Consider the following 14,895-nt stretch of genomic DNA (forward strand, 5'->3'; position numbering starts at 1 on the left):
GGGGCCCCGGCGATCCTCCGCCGGGGCCCCGCCCTCCTCAGCTCAGTAGTTCAGGCAGACGCACTCGGTCATCAGGGCCCGCACGTTGCGCACGTACTGCGGGTTGGGGATGGCCAGCGGCTGGCCCTCCCGGGCCACCGCGCCGTGCCCGTAGTTGTACGCCGCGATCACCGCGTTGAGCAGGCAGGAGTTCAGCTCCGACGTGCAGAGGGAGGCGTCCAGCCGGTAGTCCGACTCGAAGTACATGTCGCCGATGTACTTGGTGAGCCACGCCAGGTAGGTGCCGCCCAGGTAGGCGTTGTCGCGGTAGGCGTCGATGTCGTACGACTGGCCGAAGCGCTGGTTCATCCAGTCCGCGGTGGCCGGCATGACCTGCATCAACCCGATGCCGCCGTCGCAGGCCACGATGTTGGACTGCCAGCCGCTCTCCTGCCAGGCGGTCGCCTTCATCAGCGTCAGCGGGATCTTGATGTCCGGCGCCGAGGTGGGCCAGTAGGTGCGCGCCGCCGCGTCGGACAGCGCCGACTTCACCTGGCTGCGGGTCGCCTGGGCGCCCCGGTAGCTGGGCTCGCAACCGCTCGCCGGCGGCTTCGGCGGGGGCGGCGGCACCTGGGTCTCGGTGGGCGGCTTCGGCTTGGCGAGCGGGCCGGTGGACGTGCGCGCCGGCTTGGGCTTCGACTTCGCCGACGCGCTCGGGCTGGCCTTGGCGCTGGGCTTGGCGCCCATCGCCGCGACCGCGGGCGCCTCGTCGCTCGGCAGGTCGGCGGGAGCGTCCGCCGGAGCCTCGACGGGCACCTCGCTGGGCAACCCGACCGCCACCTCGCGGGGCGGCTCCTCGCTGCCGCAGCCGGTGACCGCACCCGCCGCCAGCACCGCGGCGACCGCCGCCGTGACCCAGCGGCCCACTCCTCGACGCATCAGACCTCCCCCGTGGTCGTCCGCCGCACCCTAGCAGGGATCGACGGGCCGGCGGGGTACCCGCGAGGCCGGCCGGGAGGCCCTCGGCCGGGGCGGTGCGTCCCCTGTGGCCGGTCCCTCCGGGCCGGGCGGCGGGTCGCCCCCGCCGACCGCGTGGTCCCGGGTCGTCCAGGCGACCACGAACACAGTGACCCAGGCCGCGCCGAGCAGCACCGACGTGGCCGTGCCGCTGGCCGTGCTCCACCCCAGGTAGAGCCGGGCGCCGGTGACGGCGACCACGCCCGCCAGCGCGCCCGTCCAGACCGCCACGGCCACCGGCCAGCGGGCGCCCCGGGACAGCAGCCACGCGAGGGTGCCGAAACTCGCCGTGACCACCGCGTTCTGGGTGGGCGGCAGGTCCGGCGCGCCGTCCGGGCCGCCCTGCCCGGTCAGGCCGGCGACCACCACCAGCACCACCAGCGGCACGAACGCCCCCACCGTGCCGAGCACGCTGAGCAGGTCGGCCCGCCAGGGCCGGCTCCGCCAGGCCACCACCGCCGCCACGAGGGCCACCGCGGCGATCAGCACCCAGCCGCGCAGCACCGAGACGGCGGCCAGCGCCGTGTCGGCCACCCCCGGGGTACGCCGGGCGGCGAACCAGTCCGCGACGAGCCCGTCGAGCACCCCGAGCCCGCTGTGCCGGACCACGGCCTCCAGCACCGCCGCGACGGCGAGCCCGGCCGCGAAGAGCAGCAGCAGGCCGGCCGCCAGGTTGATCAGCAGCGTCCCGGCCGGGCCGAACCGCATGGCGAGCAGGAAGAACAGCACCCCGTAGCGGGCGCGCAGCCAGCGCAGCGGCGGCAGGGCGGCGGGGCGGGCGGCCAGCGCCCGCGCCGGGTCCGGGTTGCGACCCAGCCAGCGGCCGGCCAGCACCACCCCGATGAGGCAGACCAGCAGCACGAGCACCGCGCCGGTGGCCCGGCCCAGGAACCGCGACACCCGCTCGTAGGACTCACCGGCGGCGTAGCCGACCAGCACGGACGCGCCCACCCAGCTCACCACCCCCGCCAGGTTCCACAGGGCGAAGCGCCGGTACGGCAGGCCCGCCGCGCCGGCCAGCCGAGGTGCCAGGGTGCGGGCGAAGGCCACCCAGCGGGCCGCCAGCACGCCCCGCCCGCCCAGGCGGTCGAGCAGCGAGTCGGCGCGCCGCCACCGCTGCGGTCCGATCCGGGCGCCGAGGCCGGAGGCACGCAGTTTCGGCCCATATCGCCGGCCGGCCCGGTAGGCGAGTGTGTCTCCGATCACGGCGGCAGCGGTCATGGCCAGCAGCGCCGGAATAATCCGCAGCGTCCCCGCGTAGGCTAAGAAGCCGACCAGCAGCAGGGTCGCCTCGCCCGGCACCAGCAGCCCGAAGATCACCGCGGTTTCGCCCGCGACGATTGTCGCGGCGACCAGGTAGATCAGCAGAGGCGGCAGCTCCTGCAGCCAGTTCAGCAGGTCAGGCATCCGGTCCCCGCACGGGAGCCAGCATGCCAGTCGCTGGAACGGTCGGGACAGCACTTTCGGCAGAGATCCGGGCGATCTCGGGGTGACCCCGAGGCGTGCCCGGCAACCGCAGACAGGAGTATGGAGGGTATGCAGCTACGCACCGACCTCCGCAACGTCGCCATCATCGCCCACGTCGACCACGGCAAGACGACCCTGGTCGACGCCATGTTGCGGCAGGCCGGCGCCTACGGCGCCCGTGGTGAGGACACCGAGCGGGTCATGGACTCGATGGACCTCGAGCGGGAAAAGGGCATCACCATCCTGGCCAAGAACACCGGCGTGCGGTACATGCCCGCGGACGGCTCCGACGCGGTCACCATCAACATCATCGACACCCCCGGCCACGCCGATTTTGGTGGTGAGGTCGAGCGCGGCCTGACCATGGTCGACGGGGTGGTACTGCTGGTCGACGCCAGCGAGGGCCCGCTGCCGCAGACCCGGTTCGTGCTGCGCAAGGCCCTCAAGGCCCGGATGCCGATCATCCTCGTGATCAACAAGGTGGACCGGCCGGACGCCCGGATCAAGGAGGTCGTGGACGACACCTACGAGCTCTTCCTCGACCTGGACGCCGACGAGGAGCAGATCGACTTCCCGATCGTCTACGCCTGCGCCCGCGACGGCATCGCCTCGCTGACCCAGCCGGCCGACGGCTCGGTGCCCGACGACAGCAACAGCCTGGAGCCGCTGTTCCGCACCCTGCTGGACACCATCCCGGCGCCCGCCTACGACGAGGATGCGCCCCTGCAGGCGCACGTGACCAACCTCGACGCCTCGCCGTTCCTCGGCCGCCTGGCGCTGTGCCGGGTCCGCCAGGGCACGATCAGCAAGGGCCAGACGGTCACCTGGTGCCGCACCGACGGCAGCAGCCAGCGGGTCCGCATCTCCGAGCTGCTCATGACCGAGGGCCTGGAGCGCAAGCCGGCCGACTCGGCCGGCCCCGGCGACATCATCGCGGTCGCCGGCATCCCGGAGATCATGATCGGTGAGACCCTCGCGGACGCGGAGAACCCGATCCCGCTGCCGCTGATCACCGTCGACGAGCCGGCCATCTCGATGACCATCGGCACCAACACCTCGCCGCTGGTCGGCCGGGTCAAGGGCGCCAAGGTCACCGCCCGCATGGTCAAGGACCGGCTCGACAAGGAGCTCGTCGGCAACGTGTCGCTGCGGGTGCTGCCCACCGAGCGGCCGGACGCCTGGGAGGTGCAGGGCCGCGGTGAGCTGGCGCTGGCCATCCTGGTCGAGCAGATGCGCCGCGAGTCCTACGAGCTGACCGTCGGCAAGCCGCAGGTGGTCACCAAGGAGATCGACGGCAAGACCTGCGAGCCGGTCGAGCGGCTGACCATCGACGCCCCGGAGGAGTACCTGGGCGCCATCACCCAGCTCCTCGCCACCCGCAAGGGCCGGATGGAGCAGCTGGTCAACCACGGCACCGGCTGGATCCGGATGGAGTGGCTGGTCCCGGCGCGCGGCCTGATCGGCTTCCGCACCGAGTTCCTCACCGACACCCGGGGCACCGGCATCCTGCACCACGTCTTCGAGTCGTACGAGCCGTGGTTCGGCGAGCTGCGGACCCGCCAGAACGGCTCCCTGGTCGCCGACCGGGCCGGCGCGGTGACCTCGTTCGCCATGATCAACCTGCAGGAGCGCGGCCAGCTCTTCGTCGAGCCGACCACCGAGGTGTACGAGGGCATGATCGTCGGCGAGAACTCCCGCTCCGACGACATGGACGTCAACATCACCAAGGAGAAGAAGCTCACCAACATGCGGGCCTCGACCTCCGACGAGACCGAGAAGCTGATCCCGCCGCGCAAGCTGTCGCTGGAGCAGGCCCTCGAGTTCTGCCGCGAGGACGAGTGCGTCGAGGTGACCCCGAGCGCGGTGCGGATCCGCAAGGTGGTGCTGGACCAGACCCAGCGCGGCCGGATGGCCGCCCGCCGCAAGCACGCCGGCTGACCACAGCGCCACCCCGGAGCCCGGCCCGCCACCCCGGCGGACCGGGCTCCGCCCTTCCCGGATCAGGCGGGTCTGGTGGCCTGGAGGGCCAGGATGTCGGGGACGGGGCCGGGGCCGGACTCGCGGACGGCGGTCAGGGTCAGGCCGGCGGCCGTGACGGCGTTGAGCAGGTCGGCCAGGGGCAGGTGCCAGGCGCCGACCCGGGCACGCACACCGGTGGAGTTCCAGGACCGGAAGGTGCGCTCCCGCTCGGCGTACCCGCCGTCGATCACGGCCCGGCCCGGCTCGGAGCGGTCGGCGAACGCCCCGACGAAGCAGGGGTGCACGCCGACGTGGACCAGCCGCCCGCCGGGCGCCAGCACCCGGGCCGCCTCGGCGATCGCCGCCGGGTAGTCGGGCATGTCGGTGTGGGCGAGCAGGCAGGTCACCGCCGGCAGGGCGCCGGCCGGCAGCGGCAGCGCGGTCGCGTCGGCCCGGGCCACCGGGAGCCGCCCCCGGGCGTGGCGCAACTGCCCACCCGACAGGTCCACCCCGACCGGCTGCCAACCCAGCCGGCGCAGCTCGGCGGCGTGCGCCCCGGTGCCGCAGCACAGGTCCAGGCAGGTCCCGGCGCCGGGACCGAGCAGCTCGGCCAGCACCGACCGGACCCGGTCGCTGTAGTCGGTGGCGGTGGTCGTGACGTAGTCGTCGTACCAGTCGGCGATGGCGTCGTACGCGGCGGTCGTCATCTCCGCACGTTAGACGCGGCACGGGCCGGACCGCAGCCCCCGTGACGATCCGCTACGGTCACCGGCATGACCTGGGAGGATCTCGACGCGCACCTGGACAAGGTGCCCGGCACCGTCTCGGCGTACGTCGGGCGGCTCGGCGCGGCGCCCACCTGGACCCGGCACGCCGACGCCACCCACTACGCGGCCAGCACCATGAAGGTCGCCGTGCTGGTGGCGCTGCACCGCGCCGCCGAGGCCGGCCGCCTCGACCTGGACGCGCCGATCCCGGTGCGCAACAGCTTCGACTCCGCCCTGCCCGGCGCGCCCCGGTTCACCAACGCCCAGCACTACGACAACGACGACGCGGTCTGGGCACGGGTGGGCGGCACCGCGCCGCTGCGCTGGCTCGCCGAACGGATGATCGTCCGCTCCAGCAACCTGGCCACCAACATCTGCATCGGTCAGGTCGGGCTGCCCGCCGTGGCCGAGGCGTGGACGCTGGCCGGGGCCCGGCACAGCGTCACCGGCCGGGGCATCGAGGACTTCGCCGCCCGCGACGCCGGCATCGACAACCTGGTCACCGCCGCCGACCTGGCGGCGCTGCTCGGTGGCCTGGCGCTCGGCGCCGGCCGACCCGGCCCGCTCGCCCCGCCAGCCGGCTGCGCGGCCATGCTGGACGTGCTGTTCGCCCAGGAGCACCGCGAGGACCTCGCCGCCGGCCTGCCCGAGGGGACCCGGATCGCGCACAAGAACGGCTGGGTACGCGGCATCCGGCACGGCGCCGGCGTGGTCTTCCCCGACGACGCACCCCCGTACGCCGTCGTGGTCTGCACCACCACCGACCTGGCCGACGGCGGGCCGAGCGGCGAGGAGGTCGAGGACGACGCGTGCCGCCTGATCGCGCACGTCTCCGCGCGGGTCTGGGCCGCCCGGCACGACCTGGCCGGCTGAGGGCTACTCCAGCAGGTTCGCGCGCAGCGCCGCCAGCGTCCGGTCGGTCAGCCCGAGGCCGTCGCGCAGGTACGCGTCGAAGGTGCCGTGCACCCGGCGCACCTCGTCGTAGGCGGCGTCCAGGTATTCCGGGCGCACCTCCAGCAGCGGCCGGGCGACCGCCGGATCGAGGTCCGGCCGGCGGCGGGTCATGGCGGCCAGCAGCACCTCCCGCAGGCTCTCGGTCAGCTCGTTGTGCCGCAGGTAGTCGGCGCGGATCACCGGCTCGTCCACGCCGAGCGCGGTGAGCAGCACCACCGACAGCCAACCGGTGCGGTCCTTGCCGGCCGAACAGTGGAACAGCAGCGGCAGGTTCGCCCCGTCGGCGGCCAGCCACACCGCCGTCCCGAAGCCCTCCCGGGCCGACTCCCCGGTGACGAACCAGCGGTAGATCCCCGCCATCGCCCCCGGCATGCCGTCCCGGGCCAACTCCTCGTACGCGTCGAGGTCGTGGCCGAGCAGCACCGCCGAGACGTAGGTGAACACCGGGTGGGCCGCGTCGTAGACCGGCAGGTGCACCACCCGCGGCTCGCCGGCCAGGCGGTCGGGCGGCGCGACCGCCTGTTCGGTGGCGTGCCGCAGGTCCACCACGCAGGCCGGGGCCAGCTTGGCCAGCACCGGCAGGTCCTCGTCGGTGAGCCGGCCGAGCGCCGCCGTGCGGATCAGCCGCCCGGGGCGTACCCGCCGCCCGTCCGCGGTGAGCAGCCCGCCCAGGTCACGGGCGTTCGGCGCGCCCACCAGCTCCCAGTCCCGCCCGATCATCGGCCCTCCCCTGTTCGCCGCCAGCTCCGTATAGGGTGCCGCACATGACGATCGCCGCGGTACGCACCCACCGGCTCTCGGCCCCCTTACACACCCCGTTCGTCACCGCGCTGCGCCGCACCACCACCGTGGACACCCTGGTCGTCGAGGTGGTGGACACCGACGGGCGGTCGGGTTTCGGCGAGGCGCCGCAGGTCTGGCAGGTCACCGGCGCGTCGATCGCCGGCGCCGAGGCGTGCGTGCAGCACCTGCTGGGGCCGCTGCTGACCGGGCGGGACGCCGACGACCTCCAGGCCCGCTGCGCCGAGGTGCGCCGCGCCGTGGTGGGCAACGAGTCGGCCCGCGCCGCCGTCGACGTGGCCCTGCACGACCTGGCCGCGCGGCGGCTCGGCGTACCCCTGGTGCGGTTGCTCGGGGGCACCACGCTGCGCGTCCCGACGGACGTCACGCTGGCCGCGGGCGACGCGGTGGACCTGGCCGCGGCGGCCACCCGGCGCCGGGCCGAGGGATTCACCGTGCTGAAGCTCAAGGTCGGCACCGACGCGCGGGGCGACCTGGACCGGGTGCGCGCGGTCCGCGCCGCGGTCGGGCCGGAGGTGCGGATCCGGCTGGACGCCAACCAGGGCTGGACCCCGCGCGAGGCGGTCCGGGTGATCCGCGGGATCGAGGACGCCGGGCTCGACGTCGAGCTGGTCGAGCAGCCGGTGCACCGGCGCGACCTGGACGGGCTGGCCTGGGTCAGCGACCGGGTGGAGCTGCCGATCCTCGCCGACGAGTCGGTCTTCGACCTGCGCGACCTGGTCGAGGTGATCCGCCGGCGGGCGGCCGACATGGTCAACGTGAAGCTGGCCAAGTGCGGCGGCCTGCACACCGCCCGGACGCTGCTCGACCTGGCCGCCGCGCACGGCATGGGCACCATGGTCGGCTCCATGATGGAAAGCCAGGTGGGCCTCGGCGCGGCGGCAAGCCTGGTCGCCGCCTACGGCACCACGGCCGTGTCGGACCTGGACGCCGCCTGGTGGCTCGCCTGGTCGCCGGTCGCAGGCGGGATCCGGTACGACGGCGCGACCGTCGTGCTGCCGGACGCGCCCGGGCTCGGCATCGCCAACGTGAATGAAGCAAAGGTTCAACCGCGTGGTTGAGTGCCGTTGGAATTTTTCATAGGGTCGTGAAGTGGGGGTGGGCATGGAGCTTCAACCGGGCCGCGAGGCCGTCGTCCGGGTCCCGGTGGCGACCCTCTGGGCCAGCCCTGAGGCGGTCCGTCCCGTCGACCGCCCCGCGCTGGGTGATCCGCCGGACGTCGCCGCCTGGATCGCCGGCATGGACCGTGACCAGCAGGTCGGCGATTGCGTCCTGACCCAGCTGCTGCTCGGCGAGCGGGTGCGGGTCACCGAGCTTCGCGCGGACGGCTGGGCCCACGTCGTCGCCCTGGCGCAGCCCGCCGCCAAGCTCGACGTCCGCGGCTACCCGGGGTGGCTGCCCGCCGCCCAGCTCGCTGCCCCGGCGAAGCCTGGCCCACCGGCCACCCCGCTGGTCGTGGACACCGTCCACACCGCGCTGCGCACCGCCCCCGACGGCCCGCCGGCCCTGGCCGGCGTGGTCCTCGGCACCCGCCTCACGCCGGCCGGGCGGCCCGTGGACGGCTGGCGGCCGGTGCTCGCGCCCGGAAGGTCCGAGCCGCTCTGGGCCCCGGAGGGCGACCTGGTCCCGCTGCCCGCCGAGCGGCCGGAGGCCAAGGAGGTGCTCGCCCTCGCCGAGCGGCTGCGCGACCTGATCTACATCTGGGGTGGGCTGTCCACCGACGGCATCGACTGCTCCGGCCTGGTGCACCTGGCCTGGCGCCGGCACGGCCTGACCCTGCCCCGGGACGCCGACGACCAGGCCGAGGCGACCACGCCCCTGGCGCTGGGCGAGGAACGCCCCGGCGACCTCTACTTCTTCGCCCGGCCCGGCCGGCGGATCCACCACGTCGGCATCGTCAGCACCGAGCCGCAGGGCGAGGTACGGCGGATGCTGCACGCCTGCTACGTGAAGCGCCTGGTCGTCGAGGAGCGGCTCCCCCCGGACCGGGAGGCCACCCTGGTCGGCGCCCACCGGATCTGACCCCGTACGCCGAAAGGGGCGCCCCGACCGGGGGCGCCCCTTTTTCGTGCGGTCCGGTCAGCGCCGGGCCTCGGCCAGCTCGCGGCGCCGGTCGCGCGACGACTTGACGAGGCTGGCCGCCGTGGCCGCGGCGAGGGTGCCCAGGATGACGGTGAGCGACAGCCAGATCGGGATGTGCGGGGCCCAGCCCACGTGCTCGCCGCCGTTGACGAACGGCAGGTTGTTGTCGGCGAGGGCCTCCAGGACCAGCTTGACCCCGATGAAGCCGAGCACCACGGCCAGGCCGTAGCTGAGGTAGATCAGCCGGTCCAGCAGGCCGCCGAGCAGGAAGTAGAGCTGCCGCAGCCCCATCAGCGCGAACACGTTCGCGGTGAAGACCAGGTACGGCTCCTGGGTGATGCCGAAGATCGCCGGGATCGAGTCGAGGGCGAAGATCAGGTCCGTGGTGCCGATCGCGATCATCACGACCAGCATCGGGGTGAACAGCCGCCGCCCGTTCTCGTGGGTGGTCATCCGCGCCCCGTCGAAGTCCCGGGACAGCGGCAGCGCCTTGCGGCTCCACCGGATCAGCAGGTTCTCGCTGAACTCGTCCTCGTCCGGCTCCCCCTGGCGGGCCAGGTTGACCGCCGTGTAGATCAGGAACGCGCCGAAGATGTAGAACACCCAGGAGAACTGGGAGATCAGCGCGGCGCCGGCGGCGATGAAACCGCCCCGCATGACCAGCGCCAGCAGGATGCCGACGAGCAGCACCTTCTGCTGGTACTGCCGGGGCACCCCGAAGCGCCCCATGATGATCACGAAGACGAAGAGGTTGTCAACCGAGAGGCTGTATTCGGTGAGCCACCCGGTGTAGAACTGGCCCGCGATGCTGGGGCCTGAGGCGAGCCACAGGCCCGCGCCGAAGAGCAGGGCCAGCCCCACGTACAAGCCGACCCACAGGCTCGACTCGCGGACGCTGGGCTCGTGCGGGCGGCGACCGATGATGAACAGGTCGACCAGCAGGACCGCGGTCATCGCGACCAGGGTTCCCGCCCACACCCATCCGGACACGTTCAAATCCATCCTCCGGCAGACACACAGCGTCGGGCACACCGTACGCCGGGTGAGGGGCCGGGGTGCGTCGACGCTGACTCTGGTGACTGTCGGAGGTCTCTTCCGCCACCGGCCCCACAGGACCGCTGACCGACGGAGCCGGGTCGCGCCACCGGGGGTCCGGCGCGCTTCCGTGCTGACGACTCCGTCGCGAGGGAATACTCCCCTCCTCGGCCGCCATTGTTCACCATCGTCCCGGGCCGCCGCATCTTCGGGGTCCCCTTTGCCGGGGTAAGGGTGTTCTGGTGTGGGGCAGGTCTCGCGGCGCAGGGCGTCCTAGGAGGCTAGGTGCCCGGGTGGGCCACGTCGGCGTGCGGGCCCGGGCGCTCTACGACGCGGGGATCAGCGGGTCGGCGAACGACCACCCGGCCGCCAGCAGGGCGTCGCAGGCGGCGACGGCCGCCGCCAGGCGTTCCTCGTGCGGCCCGCGCAGCTCGACCACCGGCACCCCGCAGCCGGCCAGCTCCTCGCGGAACCGCCCGGTCATCCAGGCCCGCAGGTGCTCCCCGTCGCGCAGGCCGTCGTCGGCGAAGGGCACCCCCTCGTGGTCGGTCAGCAGGCACAGCGCCGGCCGGCGGGCGGCCGCCCGGACCGCCTCCGACGAGGACCCGAGGTAGCGCTCCTCCCAGATCGCGGTGGCCCGCGCGTCGGTGTCGCAGAACAGCAGCGGGCCGCTGGTGCGGGCCGCCACATCCTCGGCGGCCTGCTGCTCCCGGACCACCTCGACGAAGTCGGCCCGGTCCCACGTGACGTCGAAGATCGTCGCCTCCGGCCGGACCTGCCGCAGCCCGGCCAGCTTGCGCTCGGTCAGCTCGCGGCCGTACTCGGGGACCCAGGGGGCGCCGTAGTGGGCGGCGAGCGCCGCCGCCATCGTCGTGGTGCCCGTGGACTCGGCACCCACCACCACGACCCGGCGGACCAGCCAGGCCCGCACCGGCGGGCTCAGGCGCCACCAGTGCGCCACCGGGTCCGCGCGCACCGCGGTGCCGGAGACCGGCACCACCCGCCGGTCCAGGTCCACGCAGACCGCGACCGCGTCGAACCGGCGGGCCAACTCCGCGCCGTACGCCTCGGAGGAGAAGACCGCGTCCACCGGCTCCCCGCCGAGCGCGTCGGCGAACACCGCGCAGTGCAGGTCCCAGACCGCCGGGTCGGCGTAGTCCACGGGATGGTCGTCGTACCGGCCGACGAACCGCACCCACGGTGTGGCCGCGTGCGCCTCGCGCAGCCAGGCCAGCCGCAGGTCGAGCGGGATCGACTCGCGCCGGGACGGTGCGACCACCACGGTGACGGCCGCGCAGCGGGCCGCGGCGGCCTCGACGAGCGCGTGGTGCCCGGCGTGCGGCGGGTAGAACTTGCCCACCACCAGGCCGTGCCGGAACTCCCGACCCGGCCCGCTCCCCGCGCTCACGCGGCGACGGGAGCCGGGCCGGGCGGCACCGGGGTCGCCGCCGACCGCCGGCGCAGGTCCGCCCGCCACTCCCGCAGCCCGACCACGCAGAGCGCCAGGAAGATCAGGTAGAGGCCACCGGTCAACCAGAGTCCCTTGTACGCGTAGAGCGGGATGTAGATCAGGTCGGCGGCGATCCACAGCCACCAGCTCTCCACCAGCTTGCGGGTCTGGCCGTAGGTGGCCAGCAGCGACAGGGCGGTGGTGACCGCGTCGGCCAGCGGCACCGTGGAGTCGGTGGCCCGGTCCAGCAGCGCCCACAACCCGGCGGTGAGCAGCACCCCGGCCACGCCGAACGCCCACCACTCCCGCCGGCCGGTGCGGGCCACGGTCAGCCGGCTGCGCCGCTCCCCGCCAACGAGCCAGTGCCACCAGCCGTAGAGGCCGAGGACGACGTAGACGATCTGGAGGCCGGCGTCGGCGTACAGGCCGGCGGTCCAGAACAGCAGCATGAGCAGCAGCACGTTGGCGATGCCGATCGGCCAGTTGGCGATGTGCTGCCGGGCAACCAGCCAGACGTTGACCACACCCGTGGCGAAGCCGAGCAGCTCGGCCCAGGTGGTGCCGGCGCCCAGGACGGTGAACGCCGTGGCGGTGAGCCAGTCGAGCATGTGTGTCCCTCCCCCGTTTCCCGAGCGCACACCCTAGAGGGGGTGTGGCGCGGGGAACAGCCCCCCGGGGCGTACCCGGCGGCGGCCGCCGTGCGAGGCTTCCGGCATGGTTCTTGAGGTCGCGCTGATCGACGTTTCGCCCGGACACGAGGACGACTTCGCCGCCGCGTACGCGCAGGCGCGTCCAATCCTCGCCGGCACCGAGGGCTGCCGCTCGGTGCGGATGACCCGCGGCGTCGAGTCGCCGTCCCGGTTCGTGCTGCTGGTCGAGTGGGACTCGGTCGAGGCGCACGACGTCAACTTCCGGCAGAGCGAGCGCTTCGCGCGGTGGCGGGAGCTGATCGGCCCGCACTTCGCCGGCCCGCCGCTCGTCGAGCACTTCCTCGACGTGCCGGCCTGAGGCTGTCGTACCCCGGGCATAGCGTGCGCTCGACGCGCCGGCCGCCGGTTCCGACGGGCATCGGGGGCGCCGGACCCGGCGGCCACGCGCCACACGCCGCGCCGGGCTGACCGGCCTGCTCAGTCGGGCTCGTGGGGTTCGCGGGGCCGGGGCACCGGCGCGGGGCTGAGCCGCCGGGTCAGCAGCGCCATTGTCTCCGCCTCCGGCAGCGCGGCCACGAGCAGCCAGTCGACCAGTTGCTCGTAGCGGGCGACGTCCGCCTCGGTCACCAGCCGCAGGTCGGTGGTGAGCGTCTCCACGAGCACCGTGCGCGGGTCGGCCGGGTCCGGATACGCGTAGTAGGAGAACGGCGCGAGCGGGTGCAGATCGCCGTAGGACGACGCCTCGCGGGGCAGCAGCCGGACGGTCACGTGCGGCCATTCGGCGAGGACGGCCAGATGCCGGAGCTGGTCCCGCCACACCTCGGCGGGAAGGCCGCCCGGATCGCAGACGCGCTCGTCGATCAGCGCGGTGTAGTGCGGCGGGTCGGGCCGGCGCAGCACCTCCTGGCGCACCACGCGGGCCCGGACGTCGGCCTCCACGTCGACGTCGTCGGCGAGCAGCGCTCCGGCCGACACCCGCAGCCGGGCGTACTCGGGGGTCTGGAGCAGCCCGGGCACCAGCGCCGGCTGATAGTCCACGATGCGGACGGCGCCCGCCTCCAGCTCCGCGTACGACCGCTGCCGCTCCCCCATCTCGCCCAGCGCCCTGGACCAGCCGCGGCCGGTGGCGGCGTCCCGCGCGATGACGATCAGCTCGTCCCGCTGGTGGGGTGGCACGCCGTAGACGTCGAGCAGGTCCAGCACGTCGGCCAGATCCGGCCGGCTCTGCCCCAGCTCGATGCGGGACAGCTTCGATGTGGACGCCCAGCCGAGCCGGCCGCACACCTGCTCCAGGGTGAGCGACTCCCGGCGGCGCAGCCGGCGCAACTCCGCGCCGAGCCGCACCCGCCGGACCACAGGACTTGCTGACAACGGCATGTGCGCCTCCCCACCGTGGGAGAGTACGCATGACCGTCACTCAGGGCAATACCTTGCTCGCACAGAGCTATGGGCGGCCGTCAAGGACGGTAGGTGCCGAAGGACCAGACCAGGCCGGACAGGTCGCGGGCCACGTAGTCGCGGGAGCCGTAGTCGGTGTCGAACGGCGGCCGGACGATCTCCGCGCCGGCCGCCCGGGCCCGCGCGTGGTGCGCGTCGACGTCGTCCACGGCCACGTAGACGCGGTAGTCGTCGTCGGCCGGCCGGGTCGCCGGGGCGGGCCCCGGCCCGAGCATGACGAGACCGTCGCCGTAGCCGAGCTCGGCGTGCCGCACCGCGCCGTCGGGCCCCTCGTGCACCTCGTGGACGGTGAGGCCGAACGCGGACCGGAGGAAGTCGACGGCGGCGCGGGCGTCGGGATACCGGAGGACCGGGTAGATGCTTCGCATGACTCCGAGTCTGCCGCCTGGGCGTCAGGCCGGATTGGACGAATGTGACCCGGCCAGCGCCGCGGGCGTCGCCCCGGCGAACTCGCGGAACTCCCGGATCAGGTGCGACTGGTCGTAGTAGCCGAACCGCACCGCCAGCTCGGCCCACCCGTCCCCGCCCCGATCCGCGTCACCCCGTCGGCCGCTCGGGGGTGGGGCCACCGTCGGCGCGGTGACCAGCGTGCGGCCCGCCACCGCGTACGCCCGCTGGAAGCGCAGCAGCCGGGCGACGGTCTTCGGCGGGAGGCCGAACTCCCGCCGGAACCGGACCGCCAGGTGGCGGCGGCTCCACCCGACCTCCTCGGCCAGCGCGCCGACGCCCAGGGCCCCGCCGCTGCCGTCGAGGAGCCGCCAGGCCCCCACCAGGCGCGGATCGACCGGCCCGGTCACCGCCAGCCGGCCGGCGAACGCGGCGTCGAGCCGGGCGAACCGACCCGCCCAGTCGGGCAGTTCGACCAGGTCGTCGCGGAGCCGGACCAGCCACCCGCCGAGCCGGTCGACCGGAACCGCGCGGTTGGCCAGCTCGCCCAGCGGCAGCCCGAGCAGCCGGCGCGCGGCCGGGGCGGCCAGCAGCACCTGCACCCCGGCGCCCTCGCCGGCCGTGCGCGTCGCGCACCAGCCGTCGAACGGCCCGGCCAGGAAGGCGCTCGTCCCGTGCGCACCCCGGTCGGCGGCCCGCGGGTCGGTGACATCGAGCGGGGCGCCCCACCCGAGGATCAGCACCACGAAGGCGCCGGCCGCCTCCCGGCGCACCAGCGGGCCGGCCGAGCGCTCGCGGTAGCCCAGGTAGCGATCGACGTAGGGCCGGAGGCGGGGGTCGGGGAGCCCGATCACGGCCTCGGTGAGCACGCCGGCCTCCCCCTGTCCCG

15 protein-coding genes are annotated in these 14,895 nt (G+C 74.2%); 5 read left to right on the forward strand and 10 right to left on the reverse strand.

The genetic code is table 11. From position 1 onward, the window contains the following. Window positions 1-42: 42 nt before the first annotated feature. Window positions 43-918: a lytic transglycosylase domain-containing protein gene (locus tag ABZS80_RS21705; protein ID WP_355058407.1), complete on the reverse strand. Its 876-nt coding sequence runs from the start codon at window positions 916-918 to the stop codon at window positions 43-45. A gap of 30 nt (window positions 919-948) precedes the next feature. Next, window positions 949-2,403: a DedA family protein gene (locus ABZS80_RS21710; protein ID WP_355058409.1), complete on the reverse strand. Its 1,455-nt coding sequence runs from the start codon at window positions 2,401-2,403 to the stop codon at window positions 949-951. A gap of 129 nt (window positions 2,404-2,532) precedes the next feature. On the opposite strand from ABZS80_RS21710, the gene typA reads away from it, so the two are divergent. Next, window positions 2,533-4,401 (forward strand): translational GTPase TypA, encoded by a 1,869-nt coding sequence (gene typA, locus ABZS80_RS21715; RefSeq protein WP_355058411.1) that lies wholly within the window; start codon window positions 2,533-2,535, stop codon window positions 4,399-4,401. A 62-nt stretch (window positions 4,402-4,463) separates the two neighbouring features. On the opposite strand, the gene ABZS80_RS21720 is transcribed toward typA, so the two are convergent. Next, window positions 4,464-5,129 carry a methyltransferase domain-containing protein gene (locus tag ABZS80_RS21720; RefSeq protein ID WP_355058413.1) on the reverse strand — a complete coding sequence of 222 codons (666 nt, stop codon included), beginning with the start codon at window positions 5,127-5,129 and terminating at the stop codon, window positions 4,464-4,466. A gap of 66 nt (window positions 5,130-5,195) precedes the next feature. Here ABZS80_RS21720 and ABZS80_RS21725 point away from each other — a divergent pair, with 66 nt between their 5' ends. Further along, a complete protein-coding gene (locus tag ABZS80_RS21725) occupies window positions 5,196-6,062 on the forward strand; it encodes a serine hydrolase (protein ID WP_355058415.1) in 867 nt (288 codons plus the stop codon). A gap of 3 nt (window positions 6,063-6,065) precedes the next feature. On the opposite strand, the gene ABZS80_RS21730 is transcribed toward ABZS80_RS21725, so the two are convergent. After that, a complete protein-coding gene (locus ABZS80_RS21730; protein ID WP_355058417.1) occupies window positions 6,066-6,863 on the reverse strand; it encodes a tyrosine-protein phosphatase in 798 nt (265 codons plus the stop codon). A gap of 44 nt (window positions 6,864-6,907) precedes the next feature. On the opposite strand from ABZS80_RS21730, the gene ABZS80_RS21735 reads away from it, so the two are divergent. Both ABZS80_RS21735 and ABZS80_RS21740 read left to right on the forward strand, forming a co-directional pair. After that, complete coding sequence (locus tag ABZS80_RS21735) at window positions 6,908-8,005, forward strand: dipeptide epimerase (RefSeq protein ID WP_355058419.1); 1,098 nt, start codon at window positions 6,908-6,910, stop codon at window positions 8,003-8,005. A gap of 43 nt (window positions 8,006-8,048) precedes the next feature. After that, window positions 8,049-8,966 carry an NlpC/P60 family protein gene (locus ABZS80_RS21740; RefSeq protein WP_355058421.1) on the forward strand — a complete coding sequence of 306 codons (918 nt, stop codon included), beginning with the start codon at window positions 8,049-8,051 and terminating at the stop codon, window positions 8,964-8,966. 57 nt (window positions 8,967-9,023) lie between these two features. Here ABZS80_RS21740 and ABZS80_RS21745 read toward each other — a convergent pair whose 3' ends face one another. The 3 genes from ABZS80_RS21745 to pnuC form a co-directional block, all read right to left on the reverse strand. After that, window positions 9,024-10,022 carry a TerC family protein gene (locus ABZS80_RS21745; protein WP_355058423.1) on the reverse strand — a complete coding sequence of 333 codons (999 nt, stop codon included), beginning with the start codon at window positions 10,020-10,022 and terminating at the stop codon, window positions 9,024-9,026. A gap of 364 nt (window positions 10,023-10,386) precedes the next feature. Next, a complete protein-coding gene (locus ABZS80_RS21750; RefSeq protein WP_355058425.1) occupies window positions 10,387-11,469 on the reverse strand; it encodes an AAA family ATPase in 1,083 nt (360 codons plus the stop codon). Further along, window positions 11,466-12,119, reverse strand: a complete 654-nt coding sequence (pnuC, locus tag ABZS80_RS21755; protein WP_355058427.1) for a nicotinamide riboside transporter PnuC — start codon at window positions 12,117-12,119, stop codon at window positions 11,466-11,468. Before pnuC ends, ABZS80_RS21750 begins: the two co-directional genes overlap by 4 nt. Before the next feature lie 106 nt (window positions 12,120-12,225). Here pnuC and ABZS80_RS21760 point away from each other — a divergent pair, with 106 nt between their 5' ends. Then, window positions 12,226-12,519 carry an antibiotic biosynthesis monooxygenase family protein gene (locus tag ABZS80_RS21760; RefSeq protein ID WP_151464525.1) on the forward strand — a complete coding sequence of 98 codons (294 nt, stop codon included), beginning with the start codon at window positions 12,226-12,228 and terminating at the stop codon, window positions 12,517-12,519. Between the two features lie 119 nt (window positions 12,520-12,638). On the opposite strand, the gene ABZS80_RS21765 is transcribed toward ABZS80_RS21760, so the two are convergent. From ABZS80_RS21765 to ABZS80_RS21775, 3 genes are all read right to left on the reverse strand, one after another. Next, a complete protein-coding gene (locus tag ABZS80_RS21765) occupies window positions 12,639-13,538 on the reverse strand; it encodes a DUF5753 domain-containing protein (RefSeq protein WP_355058429.1) in 900 nt (299 codons plus the stop codon). Between the two features lie 80 nt (window positions 13,539-13,618). Then, window positions 13,619-13,987 carry a VOC family protein gene (locus tag ABZS80_RS21770; RefSeq protein ID WP_355058431.1) on the reverse strand — a complete coding sequence of 123 codons (369 nt, stop codon included), beginning with the start codon at window positions 13,985-13,987 and terminating at the stop codon, window positions 13,619-13,621. A gap of 24 nt (window positions 13,988-14,011) precedes the next feature. After that, window positions 14,012-14,875 carry a helix-turn-helix domain-containing protein gene (locus tag ABZS80_RS21775; RefSeq protein ID WP_355058433.1) on the reverse strand — a complete coding sequence of 288 codons (864 nt, stop codon included), beginning with the start codon at window positions 14,873-14,875 and terminating at the stop codon, window positions 14,012-14,014. Between the last annotated feature and the right edge of the window lie 20 nt (window positions 14,876-14,895).

Origin of the sequence: Micromonospora sp. NPDC005305 (assembly GCF_040607315.1) — a bacterium.
Taxonomy (GTDB): Bacteria; Actinomycetota; Actinomycetes; order Mycobacteriales; family Micromonosporaceae; genus Micromonospora.

Bases quoted from the DNA above. Each gene is read 5' to 3' on its own strand.
- ABZS80_RS21705 (WP_355058407.1), bottom strand. From the start codon at position 918: ATGCGTCGAGGAGTGGGCCGCTGGGTCACGGCGGCGGTCGCCGCGGTG.
- ABZS80_RS21770 (WP_355058431.1), bottom strand. From the start codon at position 13,987: ATGCGAAGCATCTACCCGGTCCTCCGGTATCCCGACGCCCGCGCCGCC.
- ABZS80_RS21730 (WP_355058417.1), bottom strand. From the start codon at position 6,863: ATGATCGGGCGGGACTGGGAGCTGGTGGGCGCGCCGAACGCCCGTGAC.
- typA (WP_355058411.1), top strand. From the start codon at position 2,533: ATGCAGCTACGCACCGACCTCCGCAACGTCGCCATCATCGCCCACGTC.
- ABZS80_RS21740 (WP_355058421.1), top strand. From the start codon at position 8,049: ATGGAGCTTCAACCGGGCCGCGAGGCCGTCGTCCGGGTCCCGGTGGCG.
- pnuC (WP_355058427.1), bottom strand. From the start codon at position 12,119: ATGCTCGACTGGCTCACCGCCACGGCGTTCACCGTCCTGGGCGCCGGC.
- ABZS80_RS21725 (WP_355058415.1), top strand. From the start codon at position 5,196: ATGACCTGGGAGGATCTCGACGCGCACCTGGACAAGGTGCCCGGCACC.
- ABZS80_RS21735 (WP_355058419.1), top strand. From the start codon at position 6,908: ATGACGATCGCCGCGGTACGCACCCACCGGCTCTCGGCCCCCTTACAC.
- ABZS80_RS21710 (WP_355058409.1), bottom strand. From the start codon at position 2,403: ATGCCTGACCTGCTGAACTGGCTGCAGGAGCTGCCGCCTCTGCTGATC.
- ABZS80_RS21720 (WP_355058413.1), bottom strand. From the start codon at position 5,129: ATGACGACCGCCGCGTACGACGCCATCGCCGACTGGTACGACGACTAC.
- ABZS80_RS21765 (WP_355058429.1), bottom strand. From the start codon at position 13,538: ATGCCGTTGTCAGCAAGTCCTGTGGTCCGGCGGGTGCGGCTCGGCGCG.
- ABZS80_RS21760 (WP_151464525.1), top strand. From the start codon at position 12,226: ATGGTTCTTGAGGTCGCGCTGATCGACGTTTCGCCCGGACACGAGGAC.